We start from the raw sequence: 22,206 nt of genomic DNA, 5'->3' as shown, positions 1-22,206 counted from the left end.
ATGACAAATACTGGGCCTGCAAGCTACCATTCAGCTGTCGACAAATGACATCGTTCAAGCTGTATGATCAAATTATTCTATATGTAAACAAAAAAACCCTGTAATAACAGGGTTTTCGCATTATTTTACCTTGATTGAAGTATATCCTGCTCATAAGACTTAACTTCTTTAATCCACTGCTCACGGACAGGCACACCTTGCTGAGCACAATAGTAGTCCCATACTGCGCCAAATGGATAGGATTTGAACTCCTCCGTCAAAGCCAGGCGTGTCGTGTAATCTCCATCCAGTTCCGCCTGTTTTAAAGCGTCTACCGGTTCCAGCATAGCTCGCAGCAAAGCTTTAATTGTATTACGGGTGCCGACCACCCATGCTGCCACACGATTAATACTGGCGTCAAAGAAGTCCAGTCCGATATGGGTTGTGCCGAGAAGCTCATGACGTACCAATTCACGGGCAATTTCAAGCAATTCGTCATCCATAATAACGACATGATCGCTATCCCAGCGCATCGGACGACTAACGTGAAGCAGAATACCACTCGTAAACAATGCCAGAGAGGACAGCTTGTTAGATATCACTTCTGTTGGATGAAAATGACCAGCATCCAGGCAGATTAACGTATCATTTTGCAAACCGTATCCCATATAAAACTCATGTGAGCCGACAACGTAAGCTTCAGAACCAAGACCAAACAGCTTGCTTTCAACCGCATCCAGATTATGCTTCGGATTCAGTGGTTCTGCAAATACTTCGTCCAAGGATTCCTTCAAACGTTTGCGGGGAGCCATCCGGTCAACAGGGGTGTCCTTGAATCCATCCGGTACCCATACGTTGGTCACACAGGTTTGGCCCAATTGTTCGCCGAAATACGCACCAATTCGCCGTGAAGCTTTGCAGTGATCAATCCAGAATTTGCGAATCTCCGGATCAGGATGACTAAGTGTGAAGCCGTCGCTTGATTTTTCATGTGAGAAACACGTTGGGTTGAAGTCCAGTCCAAGCCCGTGCTCTTTCGCCCACTTTACCCAATTTTCGTAATGTCTTGGCTCGATCTGATCCAGTTCCACTTGTTCGTCTGTATCCGCATAGATCGCGTGCAAATTGACTTTATGTTTACCGGGAATGAGAGCAAAAGCTTTCTCCAGATCCGCACGAAGCTCCGCAGGGGTTGTTGCTGCGCCCGGATAGTTTCCCGTAACCGATATACCACCCGTCAGTTCACCTTCCTGGTTGAGGAAACCTCTGACATCATCTCCTTGCCAGCAGTGTACGGATACTTTAATATCTGCAAGCTTATTTAATACATCGTCTGTATTGATGCCGTGTTGTGCATACAAAGTCTTCGCAGCTTGATACGCTTGTTCCACTTGATTTTGCATCAATCTAACCTCCCTTAACGTGTAAATGCTGCTGGTACACCACCATCAATGGTCAGCATACAACCTGTTGTTTTCTCCGATTTCGATGAAGCGAAGAAGGCGATACCTTCCGCGATATCTCTCGGATAGATGTTAACGAGCAATGTCGTGCGTTTGCGATAATATTCTTCCAATTGATCCGGTTCAATGCCATATGCGGCCGCACGCTCGTTTCTCCATGAACCGTTCCAGATCGCGGAACCTTGCAAAATGGCATCCGGCAGAATAGTGTTGACACGAATACCATATTCACCGCCTTCTGCTGCAATACAGCGCGCCAGATGGGCTTCGAGTGCTTTCGCTGAGCTGTAAGCAGAGGCACTTTTACCTGCATATACCGAGTTTTTGGAGCCGATGAAGACCATGCTTCCACCGATGCTCTGCTCTTTCATTAATTTGAACGCTTCGCGAGCGACCAGGAAATAACCTGTGCCCAGCACACTCATATTCAGATTCCATTCCTTCAATGAAGTTTCGTCAAATGGACTGGATGTGGCCAGGCCCGCATTATTCACGATGATATCCACACCACCGTATTGCAGAGCCGTTTCTGCATAAGCTGCCTGTACCGCTTCTTCATCTGTCACGTCCATCTTGAGCGCGTATGCACGATTGGCACCATATTGATCGTTAATTTCCTGTGCTACCTTCTGCGCGCCTTCCAAATTCAAATCTGCAAGCACAACATGGGCGCCTTCCGAAACGAGTCTGCGTGCTGTTTCACTACCGATACCACCTGCACCACCCGTAATAAACGCTACTTTGCGAGAAAACTCCGTCTCTGCAGGAGCCAGCGACAATTTATATAACTCCAGCGGCCAGTATTCCACATTGTAAGATTCATTCGCACTGAGCGAAACGAATTTACCGAGGCTTGTTGCCCCACGCATAACTGCAATTGCCCGATGGTACAGCGCACCGCTTACTTGTGACAACGCCCAGCTTTTGCCGGTATTAATCATCCCTACGCCCGGAATGAGAATAACGCGAGGAGCGGCTTCGAACATTACGTCGCCTTCATTTTTATTCTCCTCAAAATATTGCTTGTATTGCTCTTTGTACGTAGCAATGCCTTCCGCCAGCTTGGCTTTCAGTCCGTCAATATCATCCGCATTCGGCGTCCAGTCAATGAACAGCGGCACCACTTTGGTATGCACCAGATGATCCGGACAAGCCGCGCCAACCTGAGACAACTGTGGAGAATCCGTTCCACCTGCAAAAGCAAGCACATCATCCTGATCGTCAAAGGACAAAATCATTTTTTTGCTGTCCGACACCGCTCCGCGAATGACAGGCATCACCCGAGCAGCAATCTGACGACGAACTTCAGCAGGAAGTGCAGGATGCTTCACGCCGCCAAACAGATTAGCTTCATTGACACGTGCCTCGATGAATGCTTCCGCTTCATTAATGATTTTGATCGTCTGAGCGTAACATTCCTCAGAGGTCTCTCCCCAAGTCACCAGACCATGTTTCTCCATAAGTACAAGCTCGGCATTCGGATTGGCGAATACGCTTTCAGCAATCATCTTGGACAGTGTAAAACCTGGGCGCACATAAGGAACCCATACAAAACGATCGCCATATATTTCACGTGCCAGCTCTTTCCCGTTATCCGCACAGCAGAGGCTGATAATTGCATCCGGGTGTGTATGATCCACATGTTTGTACGGAAGGAACGCATGTAACAACGTTTCAATGGAAGCTCGCGGATGTTTCGCATCAATCATGCAATGCCCAAGGTATTCAACCATCTCTTCATCCGACATCGAGTCACGTTCCATGAGGGGGCCGATATCTTCAAGCGCCAGTCCGGTAAAATGTTTTGCTTCCATGGAACCGAGATCCGATCCGCTCCCCTTCACATACATCACTTCGACATCACGACCACGAAAATCCTTTACTGTTGTTTTAGTAGATGTGTTACCCCCATAAATATTGCAGACCCGACGATCTGCTCCGATCAGATTAGAGCGGTAGACTAATTGTTCAAGCCCTGTTGTTTTCTCTGATGCCTTCGCTGCATTCCATAAACTCTGTACCATTTGTTCCCCTCCGATAATGTTTGTTTTCTTCCTAAAACGAGTTTATCATCTTTGTTTTGTTTTGAAAACAAAAACTTTATCAGGAAAAACAAAAATATACAAAGAATCTAAATAGATATCTCCTTCAACGGTGTTCCTTCTTTAGAAATGTGCAAAAAACAAACAGGACATCGCACTATAGTTCATGCTTTGTCCTGTTCTTTGCCGATCACATTTTGTTTTATTTTTTCATTAAATTTGTTATCTATTGAAATATCCCTGCTTTTTGGGACGTATTTTTGATTCCGTATGTGTCATTAACTACCGTATTGCCATAACTTGTGAGACTTCCGTTCGGACCGGTAGCCAGATCCAGATAACCCAGACCGGAACTGTTGCCGTACCATGACCATGCAAGCCAGCCTACACCCTTCTCTTGTCCATATCTCATAATGGCATATTCATCCACATCACCATTTGTGTGATATCCACCGAACTCACCAATGATTACTGCAAGTCCTTTGTTCAGCACATTCTCCATATTAGCTTTCACCGTTGCCGCATCCTTACCTGCATATTCATACATATGAATGGAAAACACCGTATTTTTGAGCGTATCTGTTGCGAATACGCTTTGACCATAATCGACAATCGATTGTGGATATTGACCCCAGCCTGCAGCATCAACAATCAAGGTATTTTTGATGCCTGCGTTTCTGAGCTTCGGAATAGCCTTTTTGTAACCGTCTGCCCAAGCGCTGCCGTTCCAGGTTCCATACCATTCGTTGGCGATATTAACGATCACTCGATCTTCCTTGCCAATCAACGCTTCTTTGATGCTGATCCAGTAATTCACGGCTGCATCCAGCGAGTTATAATCGTCTTTGCCTGTTGCATCATGCACTTCAAGCACGGCGATCATCTTATTCTGATTGACCAGATTGATTATGTTTTTAACTGAATTCAGATCATCTTTGGTGTACAGTGTTCCATTCGAGAGAACAATTCGTACCGTGTTGGCGCCTGTTTTCGCAATAGCAGGTATGGCTGTATTCAGATCATTTTTGAACCAGGAATGGCCGTGATTGATTCCTCTCATGACAAAAGGCTTGCCCGTCGAGTCATATAACTTGTTCCCGCTTACATAAAAACCGGATGCAGCAGCTGCCTTGGGCGTAACACTCCCCAGAGCCATGAACATGAGCGCAGCAATCAACGTAAAGATCGTACATTTCTTCAGATTGACCATTCGTTTGAAACCTCCTGTTATGTTTTTATTTTAATTCACTTTGCACTAACAAAGCGAATCAAAACCATGAGCGTATTTGCACCTTCACTGAACAAAATCTTTTCAAATTAACTTTAGAATCAGAATCAATATAAAGTTTTTGAATCAAAAAATTACTGTATAAATAAACTTATCGTTAAAGTAATATATTTATTTTAAAATGAAAACGCTTACCAGTCAATTATTTTTTCCATTTTCAGGTTTTTTTGAACAAATAAAAAGACTTTTACTCCATACGGACAGAGTAAAAGTCTTTGGAACACATTCAGGAAAACTTTAGAGCCACTCGGTAATGCGGTACAATTCGAATCTGCTCAAACCTGCCCAGTTCTACACCGTGGAACCTTTCCACATACGCTTGATTCACAAAATGCTCTGTCTTTCCCCTACGAAGAGGTGTTATTAATAACCTCAGAGCGTGGTCATGTAATAAATGTCGGGATTGCTTCAGTCCAATGTTCCAAGTGTGACCATACTGGATATGATCCGTCAATAACTGTTGATGAATGTAGGCTGCCGCCACATCCCCTTCATAATCAATCTCCACAAACAGGTCATGAACCTGTTCAGGCCAGCACGTATTTATTTTTAAAGAAGCTGCATGCTCTTTCGGATAATTGATCTCCACTTCCGGCTGATATACACATACCTGCAAAGTATAGGTTACAAACCACCGTTGCTGCTGCATCCGGGAGATGATTGTATATTCAGGGGCCGTTATCCTCTCAGGTGCAGGATATATGGAAACCTCGATCTCACTCTGTCCAACAGACGTGCTTATTAACTGCTCATTTTGTTGATATATATGACTGCTACTGATCACCAATCTTTTTTCTCCACCTAGTTCAAAAAGATAACTTTGCAAGGCTTCCTCACGCGTTAACGTAACGATACGAATCACTTTCCCATCCATCGTGCTAACACTAAAGCCATCATTTTTGCCAGCCACCGGATGAAGGACGTACTTCCCATCCTGTTCACGGACTGTACCTGCTGTCATTTGCACACTTGCTACAGAGGATGCATCAATTACATATTCGGGAGTCATGCCTTCATGAGCATAAAAGACAGCCGTAAGCTCCTCTTTTACAAGAAATTTAGTCAGAGGTTGAACCGTAGCACTTATAAGCTTTATCTCCCCGAGATCCAGATGAAAAGGCAGGATTACTGCTTTGCCAGAATTCAATTGCATGGTGCCCTCTTCATAAGGAAACATCGCATTTCCTTGAGAGGTAAGAAGCTCCAGTCGAATGTCACGCGCTGGCATTTGAATATGATCCTGATAGTTATTTATAAAAAGAAACCCTGCTCCTGACCGCTGGCGGACCGACCAACGAAGATCCAACGTATTTTCTGGCGCAATAGTCAACTGATCCTCAGAAATGACACACCCCATCGGTGCCAACTGCTCCCCATATGCCTCCAAGAACATGGACAAACTCCGGATTCGATCATACGATTCTCCGATACGTCCAAACTCTCCAAGGGGTGCTTGATAGTCGTACGTCACCTTCGGTAATCCTCGTTCGTTCATGTACGTTTTGCGACCAATGGGATTGGAACCTCCGTGATACATATAATAACCCACCATATTGCTACCATTCGCCAGCTTAACAATAGTCATCGCCTCTACACTGTCTGCATCGACCACAGGGCGGGCATGATAACTAACCTGCATTCCGCCGGCAAGTTCGCAATAGGCCGCTGGGTAGCGTTTACTATCATAATCCAGTTCTTCTGCAGGATTTAGATGCAAATCACGAAACAGATACTCCCCGCTAGGTGGCTGATTAGGTATCCAAGGGGTATAAGCATATCCTGCAAGCATTGGTAGCGTACCTTGCGCGGGAACTGCCGCTTTCCCCCAAGCAGTCGCCGTGTAAAACATCGGTTTCATACCCGCTTTTTCCGCAATACGGCGAAGCCGCTCCATATGTTCTTTTCCATCACGTCCTGAAGAGATATATTTATCCTGCGAATAACCCCACGAATCCATTGGCGCACCAGCATGCATATATTCATTCTCCAGCTGGATACCGATAATCGGCCCACCATCTTGATAAAAACTGCCTTCAATCTGACGAGTAATCTCCTGATATAACCGTTTCGCATAGAATAAATACCCTTCGTCATTAGAACGGACCTCAAATGCATAGTTGAACAGCCAATCCGGCAAACCGCCATTCCGAACTTCTCCGTGACAGAACGGACCAATCCGAAGAATTAAAGCCAGCTCATGTTTACCACATAACTCCACAAACTGCCGCAAATTCAAGTTACCCGACCAATTAAACTCTCCCTCTTGCTCCTCATGAAAATTCCAAAAGATATAGGTTGCTACGATATGCACTCCTCCTGCTTTCATCTTCAACAATTCTTCTTCCCATTGAAGATAAGCAAATCTTGAGAAATGAAATTCCCCGACGACCGGAATATACGGTTTATCATTATGCATCATATAAAAATTAGTGAAATCATAGGACTCTCCGCGCGTGTTGTAACCTCCATAGCCTTCCATGTGGCCCGGTTGGATCAGTTTATCCTCGGCTTCCAATGTGTAGCGAATACAACGATGTGAACAAAACTTGTCATCTGGTTCGTTGATGTGCTTACACATATCGGCGTTTATCTTATCTTTCATATTGGGAGATCAACTCTTTCTTCAATAGAATAGGCAGGATGTCACGATGTGAAAATCCAATTTAAATCCCTTTTGCCAAAAGTAAAAATGCCTGCTGATGATTTGCATTGTTTTCCAGCACTCGTTGCAATTCCTGTGAAGCTTCCTGTTTCTTACCCAGACCGAGGAGGCCTAAAGCCCGCATATAATGGCAGTGCTCTTTATTTCGCTGATCCAGATCATCATCGAATACAAGGAAGTCTGGCAAAGATACGGCAAAATAATCGATCTGAATGGAGTCATGCATATGCCGTTCGGCGTAATCAATCAGTTTGTTAAAACGTCTGTTTGTTTCCTTAATATTGCCCAGCTTCTTCCAGGCAAGTCCCTGATAAAATATAGATTCTGGTGGCTGGTCGTTATAAAACATCGCACTTGCTGGTTCATGCAAACCTGTGCAAGCTCTGCGGAAGCTCTCTTCAGCGGCAGCAGTCTGCTGCATCTGTTCATATGCACAGCCCAGAACATAATAAAGTGCATTGTCTGCACTGCCTTCAAGCTTGCCTTCCCCCAGATTTTCAGGATACTTCTGAGCTCGAAGCAACAATTCTATAGCTTCTTCTGGATGCTTTTCCGTGAGTTTTTGCTTAGCAAGTTCCGTCAGAGCCGTCACATACTGACCCGTAACTTTACCTTCTCCGCCCTCCCATGGATGAAATGTTCTTGTTTGCAGTGCATTGTAAGCCTCCTGATGATGACTTAACATATTCAACAACGTAACCCACTCGATGTATAAGTCATCCCGTTGATGTACCAGCTCCATCTGAGCCTCAAACCGCTGCAATCGTTCTGCTGGAGGGCATCCAAGCTTCTTCTGTAATTGATCCAACTCGTAGAATACACGGGCATCCTGCGGCTCCAGCCGAAATGCTTCCTCCAGCGAGATCAACGCTTTATGAGGCCGATTCATCTTGTTGTAATAAGCCAGACCTAGATTTCGGTGTACCGTAGGGAAGGCCGGGTTTATTTTACAAGACATCTCCCAGTGGTTTATCGCATCCTCGTAACGTTTGTGGTCGTAGAGCCAGTTACCCATATAATAATGTGCATGTGCATCCTCTGGGTCCGCTTCAAGCGCATCTTGAAGAATCATGCATTCGAACGGTGTATTCGGAAAACAATACTCCGTCTCTGCGGCACTCGCCTGTGCCTGACATTGAGATGCTTGATCCAGTTGATCCAACTGCCGATACAGATATGCCTGAGCATAACCAAGCATCGGGTATGGTCTGGTCAAATCGGATTCTATTGAGGAAAGTACACTTCGTGCTTCCTCCCACATGCCACTCTCTGCATAATCTGCAGCCAAGTGCAAGTAATTGTGAACATCCCCGCTCATCATCCGCACGAAATACTCCTTCGCCTGCTCCGCAGACAATAACATCAGTTCATATGCCGTGCCATATTCCATCGGGTCTATATCCAGTGTTTCACGAGCAAACGAAATGGCTTGTGAGTTACACCCCGTTTTTCGAAGCAATGATGTCTTCAAGTGACGTGCTTTGAGATTTCTGCTGTTTCGAATTAGCGCACATTCAATGTGTTCGAGTGCCTGTGCGTACTGATCCTGAGCTACATCCATCTGGGCGAGAGTGAAATATCCGATATCCTGAAACTGTGCCGACCAAACGGATTTATATATTGCATCATAGGATTCTTTCATCTTTCCTTGAAGCTTCAAACTCAAACCAAGCTGGTAATAAGCCTCACTATCATACGGATTGGTGTTTTTCCATGTGAGGGACTGAACGGCCTGTCTAAAATGAGTCTCTGCCTCCTGAAATAGGCATCTTCGTAAGAGTAAAGTCCCATATGCAACATTCAAGCGGATGTCAGTACGATCACGTTTCAGTCCTTCTAGATAATATAATTCCGGTTCATAGGTTGCATGTCGATACTGCTCCAGATGAAGACCTGCGAGATAGAGCTGTTCGTTGGTCTGGATCTCTGAGGGGAGCGGTAGCGGCTTCGCAGGATCAGGCACTTCCTGAATGCGCGTCTGTTCTGGCTGATACGCCACAAGTACTCTTCCCTCTTTTGTACATACACTCAGTTTTAATTGATGCCATTCTTCCTCTTCATTCCATGGGAATGTACCTGTATAAGATTGTGTTGGCGAGATATCGCATATGTCTTCAAAATAATTCCCTGCAGCACCCTTTACTTTAATAGAGACTTTCTCATAATTAGCTGTCGCGTAAACCAGAATCTTGGCCGTTCCCGTCTGCTTATCCAGCGCCAGATTAACCGCTGCGTCAATCGTTGCATTTTTTACTACACCGACATCTTTGTAAGGCATGAAATATTGAGTAAAAGACTTGCTTTCATATGGCTGTAGCCAACTAAAATCAGGCTGATTATCCGTAAAAATGCCTGTCATCAGTTCAATATACGGCCCATCTTCATCCGTCAATTGCCTGTCCCATGCTTTGCCGAAATCCCCATTACCCCAGGTCCATTGTTTCTTGCCTGGAGAGATATGATGATTGGCAACATGTAACAGCCCTGCCTGTAAACGATGATCATATCCACCTACAAAGTTATATTCGGACTTGTATGCCATGTAGGAAGTAGGCACCGGAATATTCTTGTACCGCGAAATATCCACCCCCTCCGAATAATCCATCTTATAATACGTTCCTGTAGCAATGGGAAATCGGGAAACATCACGTTTACCATGATCCATTACGGCGTTTACATCTGGTGGAAACACAGATTGCGTATCATCGTTCGCAGCGACCGCTGGATTAGCCCACCATAGAAACGTCTGGGGTTCACTTGTCCGATTGTATACTTGGGAATGAATCTCCAGGTAAGCTCTCCCGGGATACAAAGTAAAACCAGTCGTCACCTTGGTACCGTACATTCGATCGATCTCACCCACCCATACAGTAGCGCTTCCGTCCTTATTGCTACTATAAGTGCAATCTACTTTGCCAAATGTGTTTGGCCTATGGTGCTGTGGCCAGTTGAACTCAATGCCTCCTGATATCCAAGGCCCAGCAAGACCAACCAAAGCAGGTTTGATCACTCGGTTGTAATAGACGAAATCATACTGGTTTGTCAGATCCAGCGCACGATAGATACGGCCACCGAGTTCTGGCATGATCTCGATGCGGACATATTCGTTTTCAAGAATAATCAATCGATACGATTGCAGTTTCGCCTCATTCTCGATTCGATCAATGACGGGATAAGGATATACCTTACCCGAACTGCCCTGATAGATTCGTTTTTCAAGAAACATTGGATTTTTATCGGGTTTACCTGTGCTATACGTTGGAATGTCTCTATTCTCTTCCCAGATCCGAACGGACGTCTCTGCACTAACCTGCTTCAATTCCAAATTCGCTCACTCCTTGCTTCGAGATAGGATGATCATACGCTTAGATAAGCGAGACTGACATTGACATTTAACGGTTAATGATGGACGATCTTCGGATCATGACTGGAATGTTGCATGGCAAAAAGAGTACCCGATCACCTCTGATTACAGTGACCTGATACTCTTTTCTTGTCGACATTAGGTTATGGGTTCAATTACTGAATTCGCATTACATATATTCTACCTTTCTACCCCGTTTACTTGCGTCTGGCAAAGTCCACAAATGTGAACTTGTCCGGTCGATGCCGTGATTCCGTATACTGGAACTGGCTAGTATCTTCTAAATACACCTGACTTCTCACGACAACAACATTGTGAAAACCGTCAAGATCAAGTAACTCGCGATCCTCAGCCGTAGGCTCCTCCACCAAAATTTCTTTCTTGGCATAAGAAATCGATAGCCCAAGCTTCTGTTCAATATACTCATAGATGGAGTCATTACAGATTTCCTGGTTCAGCCCCGGAATTAAGCGCTGACTGATGTAGTCTTTGTCCAGAATGACATGTTCTCCATCCACAATGCGAACACGATTGATCTGCCACACTTGTTCATTCAGACCAAAGCTGGTCTTTTGGCTGAGCGTCTGATCAATCCCTTGTTCCTCAAACAGCTTCACAACCGTTTGTGCGCGGTGTCCCATCTTTTGTGCGAGCTCCTTAAAGCTAACGAGACCTGACACGGGAAAATCAATTTTACGGATATCCAGTACAATGGAACCCTTACCTTGAATCTTCTGAATATAACCTTCTTCATATAGCATTTTCAGTGCTTTACGTATCGTTTCTCTGGATGTTTGATATCGTTCTGATAAATCCAGTTCTGATTGAAGCAGTGTGCCCGCTTCGATGTCTCCGTTCCGAATACGTCCAGCGATATCTTCGTATATTTGGATAAATTTATTATTCATTTTTCATCACCATAATTCATTACCTTTTTTGAAACCAATCATAACATTAAAACCAATTCAAAGGGAATCTGCGTCGCTGGCAATAACCTGCATCAGTTTATTCAAACGGAATATTAACGCGGCCGCTTCAGCTCTACTCAACGCTTGTAATGGGCGGAAACTGCCGTCCTCGTATCCGTTAATCATATAAATACATGCTAACTCCGCGACCTCCTCCCTGGCCCAGTTGGAGACATCGACCTGGTCAGTGAATGTCTTATGTGAGGTGATCGGCTCGCTTCTAATCTGATGAACCACATTGGCTATAATTTTGGAGGCTTGCTCGCGAGTCACCAGAGCATGTGGAGCAAATTTTCCATTCCCCATACCTTGTACAACATCACGCTCGGCTGCTGTGTTAATCTCAGGTGCAAACCAATCCGTGTCATTCACATCCTGAAAAACATGTGATGGTTTCAACGAGATATCCAGCCTCATTAAACGCACAATAAGTGCTGTAAACTCTGCTCGAGTAATGGGACGACGCGGTTCGTAACGCGTTGAGCTTACCCCCTGTATAATATTGTGCTCGGCAAGCCAAGTAATCTGGTCTTTATTAAACGTTTGGTCAATATCTAAAAAAGCAACTCGCCTACTTGTTATTCCTCCAGGCTGAGTATTCGTTGTATCCTTATCTTTTTCCTCATTCTTGTCCTTGGAATCATTATCATTGGTACTGGTGTTATTTCCTGCACTTCCACCGTTTGATGAAACTACTGGAACCGAAATGGTTACTGCTGCTGCGCTTTTCTTCTCACTTGCCTCACCAGCCGTATTTTCCGTCCACGCTGAAATCTCGTAATGACGTTCTGCATTTAAGCCTTTCCAGACATATTCTCGCTCTTGACCGCGATAAATCTCCTGATCCTTATAAGCAATTACAACAATCTCATTTTGGGTTTCCAATCTCCACGTAAGCAGGATATGATCAGGCCCTTTTGCGGTGGTTGTAATCGATTCAAGCAACGAGGGTAACGTTTCAAATTCCCGCACCTTCATGCCTTCACCTTCACCGGCCTCATTATAAGGAATAATACTAAAATCATCATATTTTGCAGCACTATTCAATCCGGAGATTTGAAGTGACGTTTCAGCTGTTGTTCCGACTACTTCTTTATTTTGATAAATCCGATAACCCTCTGCACCGGGTACAAGTTCCCAAACGAGCGTCGCACCAGATACGGAACGGTCCTGCACAATTGGCGGTACATTTAACTTACCAGGTAAAGTCACAGCTTGCAGCATAAATCCGTCATCACTTGTGCCCGAAGCGTTGATCGCTCGAATAACATAGTTGTATCGTGTTCCGCGCTCAAGATCCGTATCTTCATACCTTGTCTCCTTAGCGCTAATACGGGCAATCTCCAGGCCATTCCTTTCAATTGAAAACTGCTCGGCACCAGCCGCACGTGTTTCTTCCAATAGAAGATGTACTTGATCCTTGGTGGCTTTATATGCAACTTTTATCGGGGAACCCGGCTTGGTTAAGAAGGAATAGCTTCTTTTGTCCGATGCAGTCTGCTCACCATTTTCCGTGTATACCTCAAGCTGATATTGTTTGCCCGCGTCCAGTCCATCAACTACATATTCTTGATTCCGTCCCCGATATCGCTCCACACCATCCAATACAATCACAAACGTTTCGTTAGGATAGGAAAAGTCCCACTCCAGTTTGATATGATCAGATTCTGGAAAGACTCTCATATCGAGCGAATCAATGCGAGGCAATGTATAAAAAGGGGCAACCACAATTGCGGCGCCTTCTCCTGCCGAGTTGATCGGAATGACTTTAATTTTGTCGTACACGTCCGCACTACTCAAATTCGTTAACCTGAACTCAGTCGTGTTCGCGTCATCTAATCTAGTAACTTCCTCATTATTAATGCGAACAATGTAGCCTTCTGCCCCCTGTACCTTAGGCCAGACCAGTACTGCATCTTCTTCCCCAATCTCTTGTGCACTCAACACTTCATCCACCGTTGCTGGCAAGGTTCTCACATCAAGGTTAAATCCGGTTTCACTCTCGCCCGATGTATTAAATGTATGAATGGAATAAGTATAGCGCTCTCCAGGGACGAGCCCACTGTCTTCAAACTGCTTTTGACCTGTCTGATTTGCAGAAATTCTGGCAATCTCGACATCATCCCGCCGAATAATAAATTGCTCCACACCTCGAACAAAAATTTCTGATAAATCCAGCTTGACTGCCCGATCTGTGAACTGCTCTACACTGGCAGTCTGCGGCGCTAAAGGCTTCGTTAACGTTTCAATCTGAACAGGTTTGGAGCGCTGTCCCTGCTCATTTACAGCCACAATTTCTAATCGATACAACGTGCCGTCCTCCATACTCACGAGATGTGCATGAGGCTCAGATACACTTGTGACCTCACCTGTGGCCTGGTTTCGAATTTCATAGGCAACAGCCCCAGTGACCGCTTCCCAGCTTATGTCTTGTGAATAGGTTCCTGAAATCACTTCAATCGTGTCTGTTGTGAGCGGTAGCGTTTGTGTCATCGTTCTGATCGTCAACGGTGCACCGGTACCGCTTGCATTCACTGCACGGATAACGTAAGTGTACATTGTGCCCGGTTTCAAATGTTCTTCTACAAACTGAGTTTCGCTTGCTTCCATACGAGCCACTTCTCGCCCATTACGTTCAATGATATATTGATCAGCTCCACGTACACCCGTATCAGTAAAATCGAGTGAAAGCCCATTCTCGGTTACGTCACGTACATCCACCTTCTCCGGTTTAATAGGCAATGTCAGAAACGATACTTCTGCCGCTTCAGAACGGGAGGACTGCCTGTTGACCGCGAATAGTCTATAATGATGCCATCGCCCAGCTTCAAGCCCTGTAATTACGGCATCTGTATCCATGCCTCTGTATACTTCTTTATCCTCTTGCAATATGACATATTCAGAAGCTCCCGGAACGGCAGACCATGACAAGCTGGTGACATGTACATCTGGTTGCATCGTAATGTTCGTTGGACGACGTGGTTTGGACAATCGCACAAGCTCTGCTTGTGCACCAGCACCCGCTGCGTTTACCGCTTGCACCTGCAATGTGTATTCTTGGCCGGGTAACAATCCCTCCGCCCTATATTCGAGATCGGACGTTCTGCCTGTCTCTGCACCATTAATCATAACGATATACATCTCCGCTGTAGGAACAGCTTGCCAGCGAATACCGATCTGCGTTTCTTCCGTTAAGCTGACCTGCAATCCTTCCGGCCTCCTTGGCAGCGTCAGAACAGTGCTCGTTACGCCCTCACTATACCCCGCAGCATTCCCTGCTTGCACTTCATACGTATACAGATTGCTACCTGACAGGTTCTTAACAGTCAGCTCTGTACCCGACATCTCGTATGTTTGCCCATCAATGGTCACGCGGTATTTGTCTGCTCCAGCCACAGCTTCCCAACTCAACGTCGCTCCCTGTTCCGTAGCCCTTACAACGTGAAGTCCTATTGGACTTTTGGGAATAGTTAGTCCCGTTATTGAACTACTCATTCCATGCCCAGCTCTGTTTACCGCCCGAACTTGCAGTTGGTACGCCGATCCCGGATTCAGATTCGTCAGTGTCCATGCATTCTTGTCAGCTGTAATCTCGCCCACTTTCTCTCCGTTACTCCATACCTCATAAGCTTCTGCTCCACGAACGGTTTCCCAGTTCAGATGCAAACTTGAGTGCGAGGCATCCGTGACGTGTAAACCCGTCACCTGCGCAGGCAACGTTCTTAGCAATGGTAAACTCGCATAAGGACCTGAGCCTGTTTCATTTTCTGCAACAACGGTATAACTGTAATCTGTTCCACTTTCGAGTCCAGCATCCTTGAAGGAGAGTTCCCCTCCCTCGTAGATCGTATCTCCGTTACGTGCAAGTGCATAATACGTAGCCGATGTTACGGTCTCCCACGTCATGGAGATATCATGCTCACGAATCTGCACTGCAGCGAACTCACCCGGAGCGGCAGGTAGACTCATAAATGCGGCTACACAACTTACACCAGCACCACTCGCATTCATAGGCGTAACAGATATCGTATGAACCATTCCGGGAGCAAGATTGCTAATGTAAGGAAGACTTTCCGGATCAGAGATGGTTTCTTCAAAAACGATTCTTCCGTTAGAATCCGTAGCCGTCACCCGATATGCTGTGGCTCCTTGTACGTGATCAAAGTCTACTTTAGCCAGACTTGGCTCTGCGTCCACTTTTTGTACGCGAACCTCAGTTGGAGATGGCGGTAAAGTTAAAACACTCATCATCGCCGGCTCACTTACACCCGTATGATTTCTTGCTCTCACTTCATACTCATAAACTCGCCCTCCGCTCAATGTGTCATTAACTAGACTATTGTTCGGATATTGCAGTGTCCAGGATTGCCCGGTCGTTCTATTTTTGATTTCATATTGGTAACCTGAAGTGTAAGTTTCACCTGAAGGTAAATCAGCTGTTAATGTTACCGATGTTTCACCAACCGCACTCCACTGGACTTGAGTTGGTTGATTAGGCTTCCGTTGAATTCGATAAGGAGAAGATGTCACCTGAACGGTATTGCCTGCTCTGTCAGCGGTCTTGGCGTGGATGTACCAAGTACCTTCAGACGATATGGATATGCTCTGCTGATCGGATTCAGCCTCCAGCCAGTCTCCTTGAGCTTCTGCCTGAGCTGTGATCTGATAGAAACGTTGTGTTCCATCTATGCCAGAATGGCTGTCTGCGAATTGTACGGTAGCCGTTATATTTTCATCTGTCCAAGCCGCTCCCTCAGGAGTAAAGCTAATATTCGGTAGAGTTTTATCCACATACACCGTCCTGCTGACTTCTCTGCTCACATTACCGACTGCATCTTTGGCCCGAGCATAGATTACAGTTGCTCCATCGGTATTGACCGTACCTTTATTTCCGGTCGTATATGGCTCATTTTCCAATCGATATTCATATGTAATTTCTCGATCATCCACACTTCCAGCGATCGTAAACTGTACAGCTTCTTTACTCCAGCCGGTTTGGCTCAACGAGATCTCCGGTTCTGTCGGAGCCGTCTTGTCGATCCGAGCCGTGGCTTGCGCCAACATACTTACATTGCCTACGCGGTCAAATGTACGAGCATAAACTACGGTTTCACCTTCATCTTTAATCGTGACCTCACCTAAATAATCTAACCAAGGCCCATGCTCTGTTAACTGATACTGCGTTTTGCTTGTCCCGCTTCCTTCATCTGTACCACTTGTAATGACAAAAGATACATCCTCTCTCGTCCAGTCGGCTTCACTTAATTGGATCACAGGTTGTTCAGGTGCTGTTTTGTCAATTCGGGCAACGGTTGACGTCACTGCACTTACGTTCGACGCCCGATCTAAACTACGTGCGTAAATTTCGGTTACGCCCTCATCTTTCAGAATGAACGGTGTTTTGTAATCGATCCATTGCGCACTCTCACCAACTTTATATTGTGTTAAGGCGATACCACTTGCATCATCCGTACCTTCCGTCAAGGTAACGACAACCGATTCCTTCGTCCATTCCGCTGGATTCAAGGAAATCAACGGCGGGGTTGGAGCCGTCCGGTCAACTCGTGCAGTCACACGGCTTTCCTGACCCAAGTTCCCGAATGCATCCACGCTCCGTACTGTGATTGTTGTACTTCCCTCATCGTTCATCGTGAATGGCCCGGTATATTCTCTCCATTCACCAGTGAGGCCAATCTTCACTTCCGTCTTCTGTGTTCCACTCCATTGATCCGTCCCCGCTTCAACCGTGACAAGAACCTCTTCTTTTGTCCACGTTGAAGGGGTGAGGGTAATGGAAGGAGCAGAAGGTCCGGTTGTATCTTTCATAATCTGCCCTGCCAAGACAAAGGCTGTCTGAATACCTTCAGCATTCAAAGCTGCTACATGCAGTTCATAACGTCCATCCTCCAGTCCTGTTAAGGCTGTAGTCATCGAGGTAGAAGTTGTCGTTGATGATTGAAGCACTTGTCCATTCACATTGCGGATTTCCGTTTTGTATCTGGTACCGACAGGATTACCGTTTGTGGTCCAGCTGGCTGTTACGTTATTTCCGATTTGTGAAGCAGCAACATCCGCAGGTGGATTTGCAAGTGTGTATTTGGAGGATGTAGCTGAGTAGCCCGTATAAGCACCGCTTGAATTTTTCGCGCGTACGGCAAACGAATAACTTGTATTGGGTGTTAGACCCGTCAGCTGTCTCGTGTTGGATGTGCCTGTATCGTAGGTCTGATTCGTTGTCATATTTTTCAGTTCATACGTTACAGAAGCATCATTTACTCTTTTATCCCAGTTCACCGTCAGATTATTATTATTCACCAGGGTATACGTCGGAGTTCCGGGTACGACAAAACTTCTGACCAAGAAGTTAACTGTTCCCGCGGAGGATACTCCGCCCTTATCGTCCATAACCCATACTTGCAAGTAATGAGATCCGTCCGGCAATGTATCAGGCAAGGTATAGCTGGTGTTAAAAGCCTGGTTCGAACCTGTTGCCGTTATTTGCGTCAGAACATTCTCAGGCCCGCCATCAATGGACCACTTGACCGTTAACAGATCGCCTACGTCGTTATCCCGTGTTGTACCTGAAATCTGCAACTGTTCCCCTTTGTAATACGTTTGACCTGATGCAGGTGCTGTTAATGTAAAAGAAGGCGGAACGTTTTGTGGCCCAATGCCTACAATGGTTGAAAATTTCCGTGATCCCTGATTAGCCGTTGATCTCGCGTCCCACCAGAACTGAGCTGCAGTATCACTCGCATTCACGATCTGTCCAGGTGTATAGGCTGATGGAGCTGAGCCCCCTGTCAACTGGGCACTATCCGGGCTTTGATATTGTCCCATGAATACACGATCAGCATTAACGACGTTGTACGTGTTGGCATAAAAAGCCGTCACCTGTACGCCTCCGCTATAATTGCGCCACCCGTTCTGAATGACTTCAAAAGGAGAAGCATCGTTGCCGTTCACCATCGTATCCCAATAAAAAGTCCCCCCAAGATTCAGCGCTGAGCCGCTTCGATTTATCGCTTCCAGTTCCACCTTCATATATCCGCCTTGAGATGTCGCATTTACGATGGAGACTCGCAAAATATACTCTACATTGTCTTTTTGTCTGGACATCTCGATGACATTGTTGTTAATTCGATAATAATTCAGCGGCAATGATTTGAAATTGATTGCTGTGCCATGATGGTCAATAATCGTCGATACATTACCGGTGTCACCTCCGTAAAAAACGTTCGTACTTGGTAGTAATACGATTCGGTATTTTCCATCACTGTTCATCTCCACTTTCACTTTGGAGGATTGTACCGCCTTTAATGAGGATGTATCGGATACCACCCCAATATTCTCTACCGTTGCTGCCATTGCCGTGCCCGCTTGGCTCCATTCAGGTATTAATGACTGAGGCGACAATAATGCAAACGCTAGCATCACTTTAGACATTTGCTCCGCTTGCTTTTTCAACCGTTTTCTTGAGTTTTTCAATACCTTGCTCTCCTTTTTATGCACACAAAAAAAAGGAGGCACCCCAACCAAGGAACAATGTCCTGAGTTGGGGTGCCTCCCCTAAAGTGTTATTTTTTATTGATTATAACGATTCGGAAATCGAATGTAAATACCTGGAATGGGGACGTATATAAAAAGTTATTCTCTATCTAGTTTTACTTTCCATCTCTGATTTTCAGCAACGCCTCGTCCAATGTGCTAACAACAAGGTCACACCATTGATCAAACTCAGGGTCCTCCATCTGTAATTCCGGGTGCTCCAGAATATGCTCAATCGTGCTGCGAATGCCCTGGTCAGCCCTTGTTGTAGCTACAAATTCAGGAACCAGTCGTTTCAGTTTGCTGTTGTCAAAAACAACCGTGTTGGCCTTATCTCCAAGCAAACCACCCCTGAAATCCAAATTACTGCTAGCCGCCAAAAAATCCGATGGCACATGAACTGCATGTAACTTGACCCCGAGCACATCAGCAATGATTTCATGAATCTGGTTCCATGTGACAGACTCATCCGAAGTGATATGTACAGCCTCTCCGATGGCGTGGATATTGCCCATTAAGCCGATAAAGCCTTTGGCAAAATCGGTGTTGTGTGTAATCGTCCATAACGAAGTGCCGTCACCGTGAATGATCACTGGTTTATTTTCAAGCATACGCTTCAGAACCTGCCAGCTTCCCTTCTCGCCATGTACACCAAGCGGTACGGACTTATCCCCGTAAGTATGGCTTGGACGAACTATGGTCACGGGAAAACCTTCATCCCGATATAATTTCATCAGGTAGTCTTCACACGCAATTTTATTTCGGGAGTATTCCCAGAATGGATTGGATAATGGCGTTCCTTCGGTAATTCTGTAATCCGACAGCGGCGTTTGATAGGCCGATGCGGAGCTTATAAAGATGAACTGCTTGGTCTTGCCTTGAAACAAACGATAATCTCTCTCCAGCTGAGCGGGTACAAAAGCAATAAAGTCCGCAACGACATCAAATTGTAAATCGGCAATCAGATCGGCTACCCGCTTTTCGTCATTAATGTCGGCTTGAAGAACCTTGACTCCCGCAGGCAAATTGTCATTATGATTCCCGCGATTCATCAAATACAATTCACAGCCTTGCTTGGCAAGCATGTCGGTAATCGCTGTACTTATAGTGCCTGTTCCTCCGATAAATAGCGCTTTCATTGCAACACCTCCAGATCGATTATGTTCCCCGTTCATGATATCATGCAGGTGAAAAAGGAGCAAAGTCCGGTTGCCCAAACTCTGCTCCTCTGTATGAGTTGAACTAATGATATCTGGCGTACATTCCCTATCCGTTACGCTGACTCTTTAAATAACCTTAATCGTACCATAGATCATGTACATCCCGCAGTGAAGCTCGTATTCCCCTGGAGCGACGTTCTGATCAACCGTGTAGTAGTTATCTCCCTTTTGCATATAAAGATCCATGCCTAACTTCTCTGCAGCGACAGATTTGACGTGTGTCACGCTTCGGGTCAGGATAAAATTAATTTTCGTAGGCACTCCAGATTTCACCTCAATGACATTCGGCTCAAATCCATCGTTGCTCACGTTCACATTAATGACCTCATATCCTTTCAAATCCTCCGGTGTCTCGATCTTTGCTGTTACTGAACCGCCTGATCCCGGGGATACGTCCTTACCCATGAAATATACAAAAAATCCACCGAGCAGAGCAACTACAGCCACGCCCAGAGTTAAGAACGGCCACGCTTTTTTAAACCAGCTATTCATATACACACTCCTTATTCCGTTGTCCCATCTTCATTCGTAAGTGGATGGATGTACTCTACAAGCATACCCCATTATGCACTTAATGAAAATGACCCCTCTGGGCTATCCGGAATATACAGGTGTGCTCCGACTTCGCCGTGCCCTCATTTTATACAATTCCGGGAGAGCCACACCAATCAGTACGATAACGACACCAAACCACTGTAGAGCGCTGACATGCTCATGCAGTACGATGGAGGATAATAACACGGCAACCGGAAGTTCAACTGCCCCCAGAATCCCCGCCATATCTCCACCAATATGAGGTACGCCGATGGCGAACAGCACTGGCGGGATAAAAGCTCCAAAGAATCCAAGTAACAATCCAAAACCAAGCAGTTGACTCCAGATCAGGCCGTTAAAGAGGAAAGTCGGCGGGAATAAAATGCAAAGCAGAATCAATCCGCCTGTAACCATCCAAGCACTCCGAAATGCCGGGTGTGCAGAAGGAACTGCTTTACCGCTGAATAATACAAACAAGGAGTAGCTAACTGCTGCCATTAATCCGAGCGCAATCCCGATCCCACTTACATTACTAATGCCCTGTTCCAGAAAACCTGCTGCCAGCAAGGTTCCACCAAACAAAATAAAGAGGGTCAGAAACGTGATTTTGTCTGGACGCTGACGTTTGCTAATCGCCTGAATCAGCACGCTGATCCATGTAAATTGGAAGAGCAGGATGATCGCAAGCGATGCCGGAATGTAACGTAACGATTGATAATACACGAGTCCGGTAATTACCGTTGGCGTTCCAGCCGCCATCAGCATCAAACGCTGTTTCCAAGTTAAACGTGTGAAGATGTTTGAAGGACTAGCCGATGTAACCTTTACTTGGCTAACAGCCTGTGCTTTGCGTTTAGCTCTAAAACGCGTGTATAAAGCCAGCATCCACGACAAGATGAAACCGGTAATCAGCTGTGTTCCCACAACCTCACCAAGTTGATATCCCTGGCCATACGCCAGTACAACAATGGTGGACAGAATACCATAACTCATCGCGCCTGCAAGGACTGACAAATAATATTTCATGTGCAATTAACCTCCCGATGATTCAATAATGCGCCCCGTGTCCGGGTTCATGTAAGGTCACAACCACGTATTAAATGCAAAAAAATCCTAACTCCGAGCAAGGAATATGTTG

Annotated in this window: 10 protein-coding genes; all 10 read right to left on the bottom strand. The window is 45.6% G+C overall.

Features of this window, described 5'->3' with window-relative positions:
* Window positions 1-125 precede the first annotated feature (125 nt).
* The 10 genes from rhaA to H7T88_RS11795 all read right to left on the bottom strand — a co-directional run bounded on the left by rhaA (window position 126) and on the right by H7T88_RS11795 (window position 22,094).
* Window positions 126-1,382 (bottom strand): L-rhamnose isomerase, encoded by a 1,257-nt coding sequence (rhaA, locus tag H7T88_RS11840; RefSeq protein ID WP_221788584.1) that lies wholly within the window; start codon window positions 1,380-1,382, stop codon window positions 126-128.
* 14 nt (window positions 1,383-1,396) lie between these two features.
* The gene (locus H7T88_RS11835) at window positions 1,397-3,466 is read right to left on the bottom strand and encodes a bifunctional aldolase/short-chain dehydrogenase (RefSeq protein ID WP_221788583.1); all 2,070 of its coding nucleotides are present in this window, start codon (window positions 3,464-3,466) and stop codon (window positions 1,397-1,399) included.
* A 244-nt stretch (window positions 3,467-3,710) separates the two neighbouring features.
* Window positions 3,711-4,646, bottom strand: a complete 936-nt coding sequence (locus tag H7T88_RS11830; RefSeq protein WP_260510882.1) for a glycoside hydrolase family 5 protein — start codon at window positions 4,644-4,646, stop codon at window positions 3,711-3,713.
* A 352-nt stretch (window positions 4,647-4,998) separates the two neighbouring features.
* A complete protein-coding gene (locus tag H7T88_RS11825; RefSeq protein WP_260510862.1) occupies window positions 4,999-7,374 on the bottom strand; it encodes a beta-galactosidase in 2,376 nt (791 codons plus the stop codon).
* 61 nt (window positions 7,375-7,435) lie between these two features.
* A complete protein-coding gene (locus H7T88_RS11820; RefSeq protein WP_423246131.1) occupies window positions 7,436-10,759 on the bottom strand; it encodes a DUF5107 domain-containing protein in 3,324 nt (1,107 codons plus the stop codon).
* A 236-nt stretch (window positions 10,760-10,995) separates the two neighbouring features.
* The gene (treR, locus tag H7T88_RS11815) at window positions 10,996-11,706 is read right to left on the bottom strand and encodes a trehalose operon repressor (RefSeq protein WP_221788582.1); all 711 of its coding nucleotides are present in this window, start codon (window positions 11,704-11,706) and stop codon (window positions 10,996-10,998) included.
* A 57-nt stretch (window positions 11,707-11,763) separates the two neighbouring features.
* On the bottom strand, window positions 11,764-19,254 hold the full coding sequence (locus H7T88_RS11810) for a fibronectin type III domain-containing protein (RefSeq protein ID WP_221788581.1): 7,491 nt from the start codon (window positions 19,252-19,254) through the stop codon (window positions 11,764-11,766).
* Window positions 19,255-19,430: 176 nt separating this feature from the next.
* Window positions 19,431-20,453 carry an SDR family oxidoreductase gene (locus H7T88_RS11805; RefSeq protein WP_154958717.1) on the bottom strand — a complete coding sequence of 341 codons (1,023 nt, stop codon included), beginning with the start codon at window positions 20,451-20,453 and terminating at the stop codon, window positions 19,431-19,433.
* Window positions 20,454-20,600: 147 nt separating this feature from the next.
* Window positions 20,601-21,026 carry a cupredoxin domain-containing protein gene (locus H7T88_RS11800; RefSeq protein ID WP_154984154.1) on the bottom strand — a complete coding sequence of 142 codons (426 nt, stop codon included), beginning with the start codon at window positions 21,024-21,026 and terminating at the stop codon, window positions 20,601-20,603.
* A gap of 102 nt (window positions 21,027-21,128) precedes the next feature.
* Window positions 21,129-22,094: an EamA family transporter gene (locus H7T88_RS11795; protein WP_221788580.1), complete on the bottom strand. Its 966-nt coding sequence runs from the start codon at window positions 22,092-22,094 to the stop codon at window positions 21,129-21,131.
* Window positions 22,095-22,206: the final 112 nt, after the last annotated feature.

Origin of the sequence: Paenibacillus cucumis (ex Kampfer et al. 2016), from assembly GCF_019748695.1 — a bacterium.
In the GTDB taxonomy this organism is placed as follows: Bacteria; Bacillota; Bacilli; order Paenibacillales; family Paenibacillaceae; genus Paenibacillus; species Paenibacillus polysaccharolyticus.
The sequence above is the reverse complement of the archived record's forward strand: the minus strand, read 5'-3'. Positions and strand labels throughout refer to the sequence as shown.

What these genes read in the sequence shown, in the direction of transcription:
- rhaA (WP_221788584.1), bottom strand. Translation starts at nt 1,382, where the DNA reads ATGCAAAATCAAGTGGAACAAGCGTATCAAGCTGCGAAGACTTTGTAT.
- H7T88_RS11835 (WP_221788583.1), bottom strand. Translation starts at nt 3,466, where the DNA reads ATGGTACAGAGTTTATGGAATGCAGCGAAGGCATCAGAGAAAACAACA.
- H7T88_RS11830 (WP_260510882.1), bottom strand. Translation starts at nt 4,646, where the DNA reads ATGTTCATGGCTCTGGGGAGTGTTACGCCCAAGGCAGCTGCTGCATCC.
- H7T88_RS11825 (WP_260510862.1), bottom strand. Translation starts at nt 7,374, where the DNA reads ATGAAAGATAAGATAAACGCCGATATGTGTAAGCACATCAACGAACCA.
- treR (WP_221788582.1), bottom strand. Translation starts at nt 11,706, where the DNA reads ATGAATAATAAATTTATCCAAATATACGAAGATATCGCTGGACGTATT.
- H7T88_RS11805 (WP_154958717.1), bottom strand. Translation starts at nt 20,453, where the DNA reads ATGAAAGCGCTATTTATCGGAGGAACAGGCACTATAAGTACAGCGATT.
- H7T88_RS11800 (WP_154984154.1), bottom strand. Translation starts at nt 21,026, where the DNA reads ATGAATAGCTGGTTTAAAAAAGCGTGGCCGTTCTTAACTCTGGGCGTG.
- H7T88_RS11795 (WP_221788580.1), bottom strand. Translation starts at nt 22,094, where the DNA reads ATGAAATATTATTTGTCAGTCCTTGCAGGCGCGATGAGTTATGGTATT.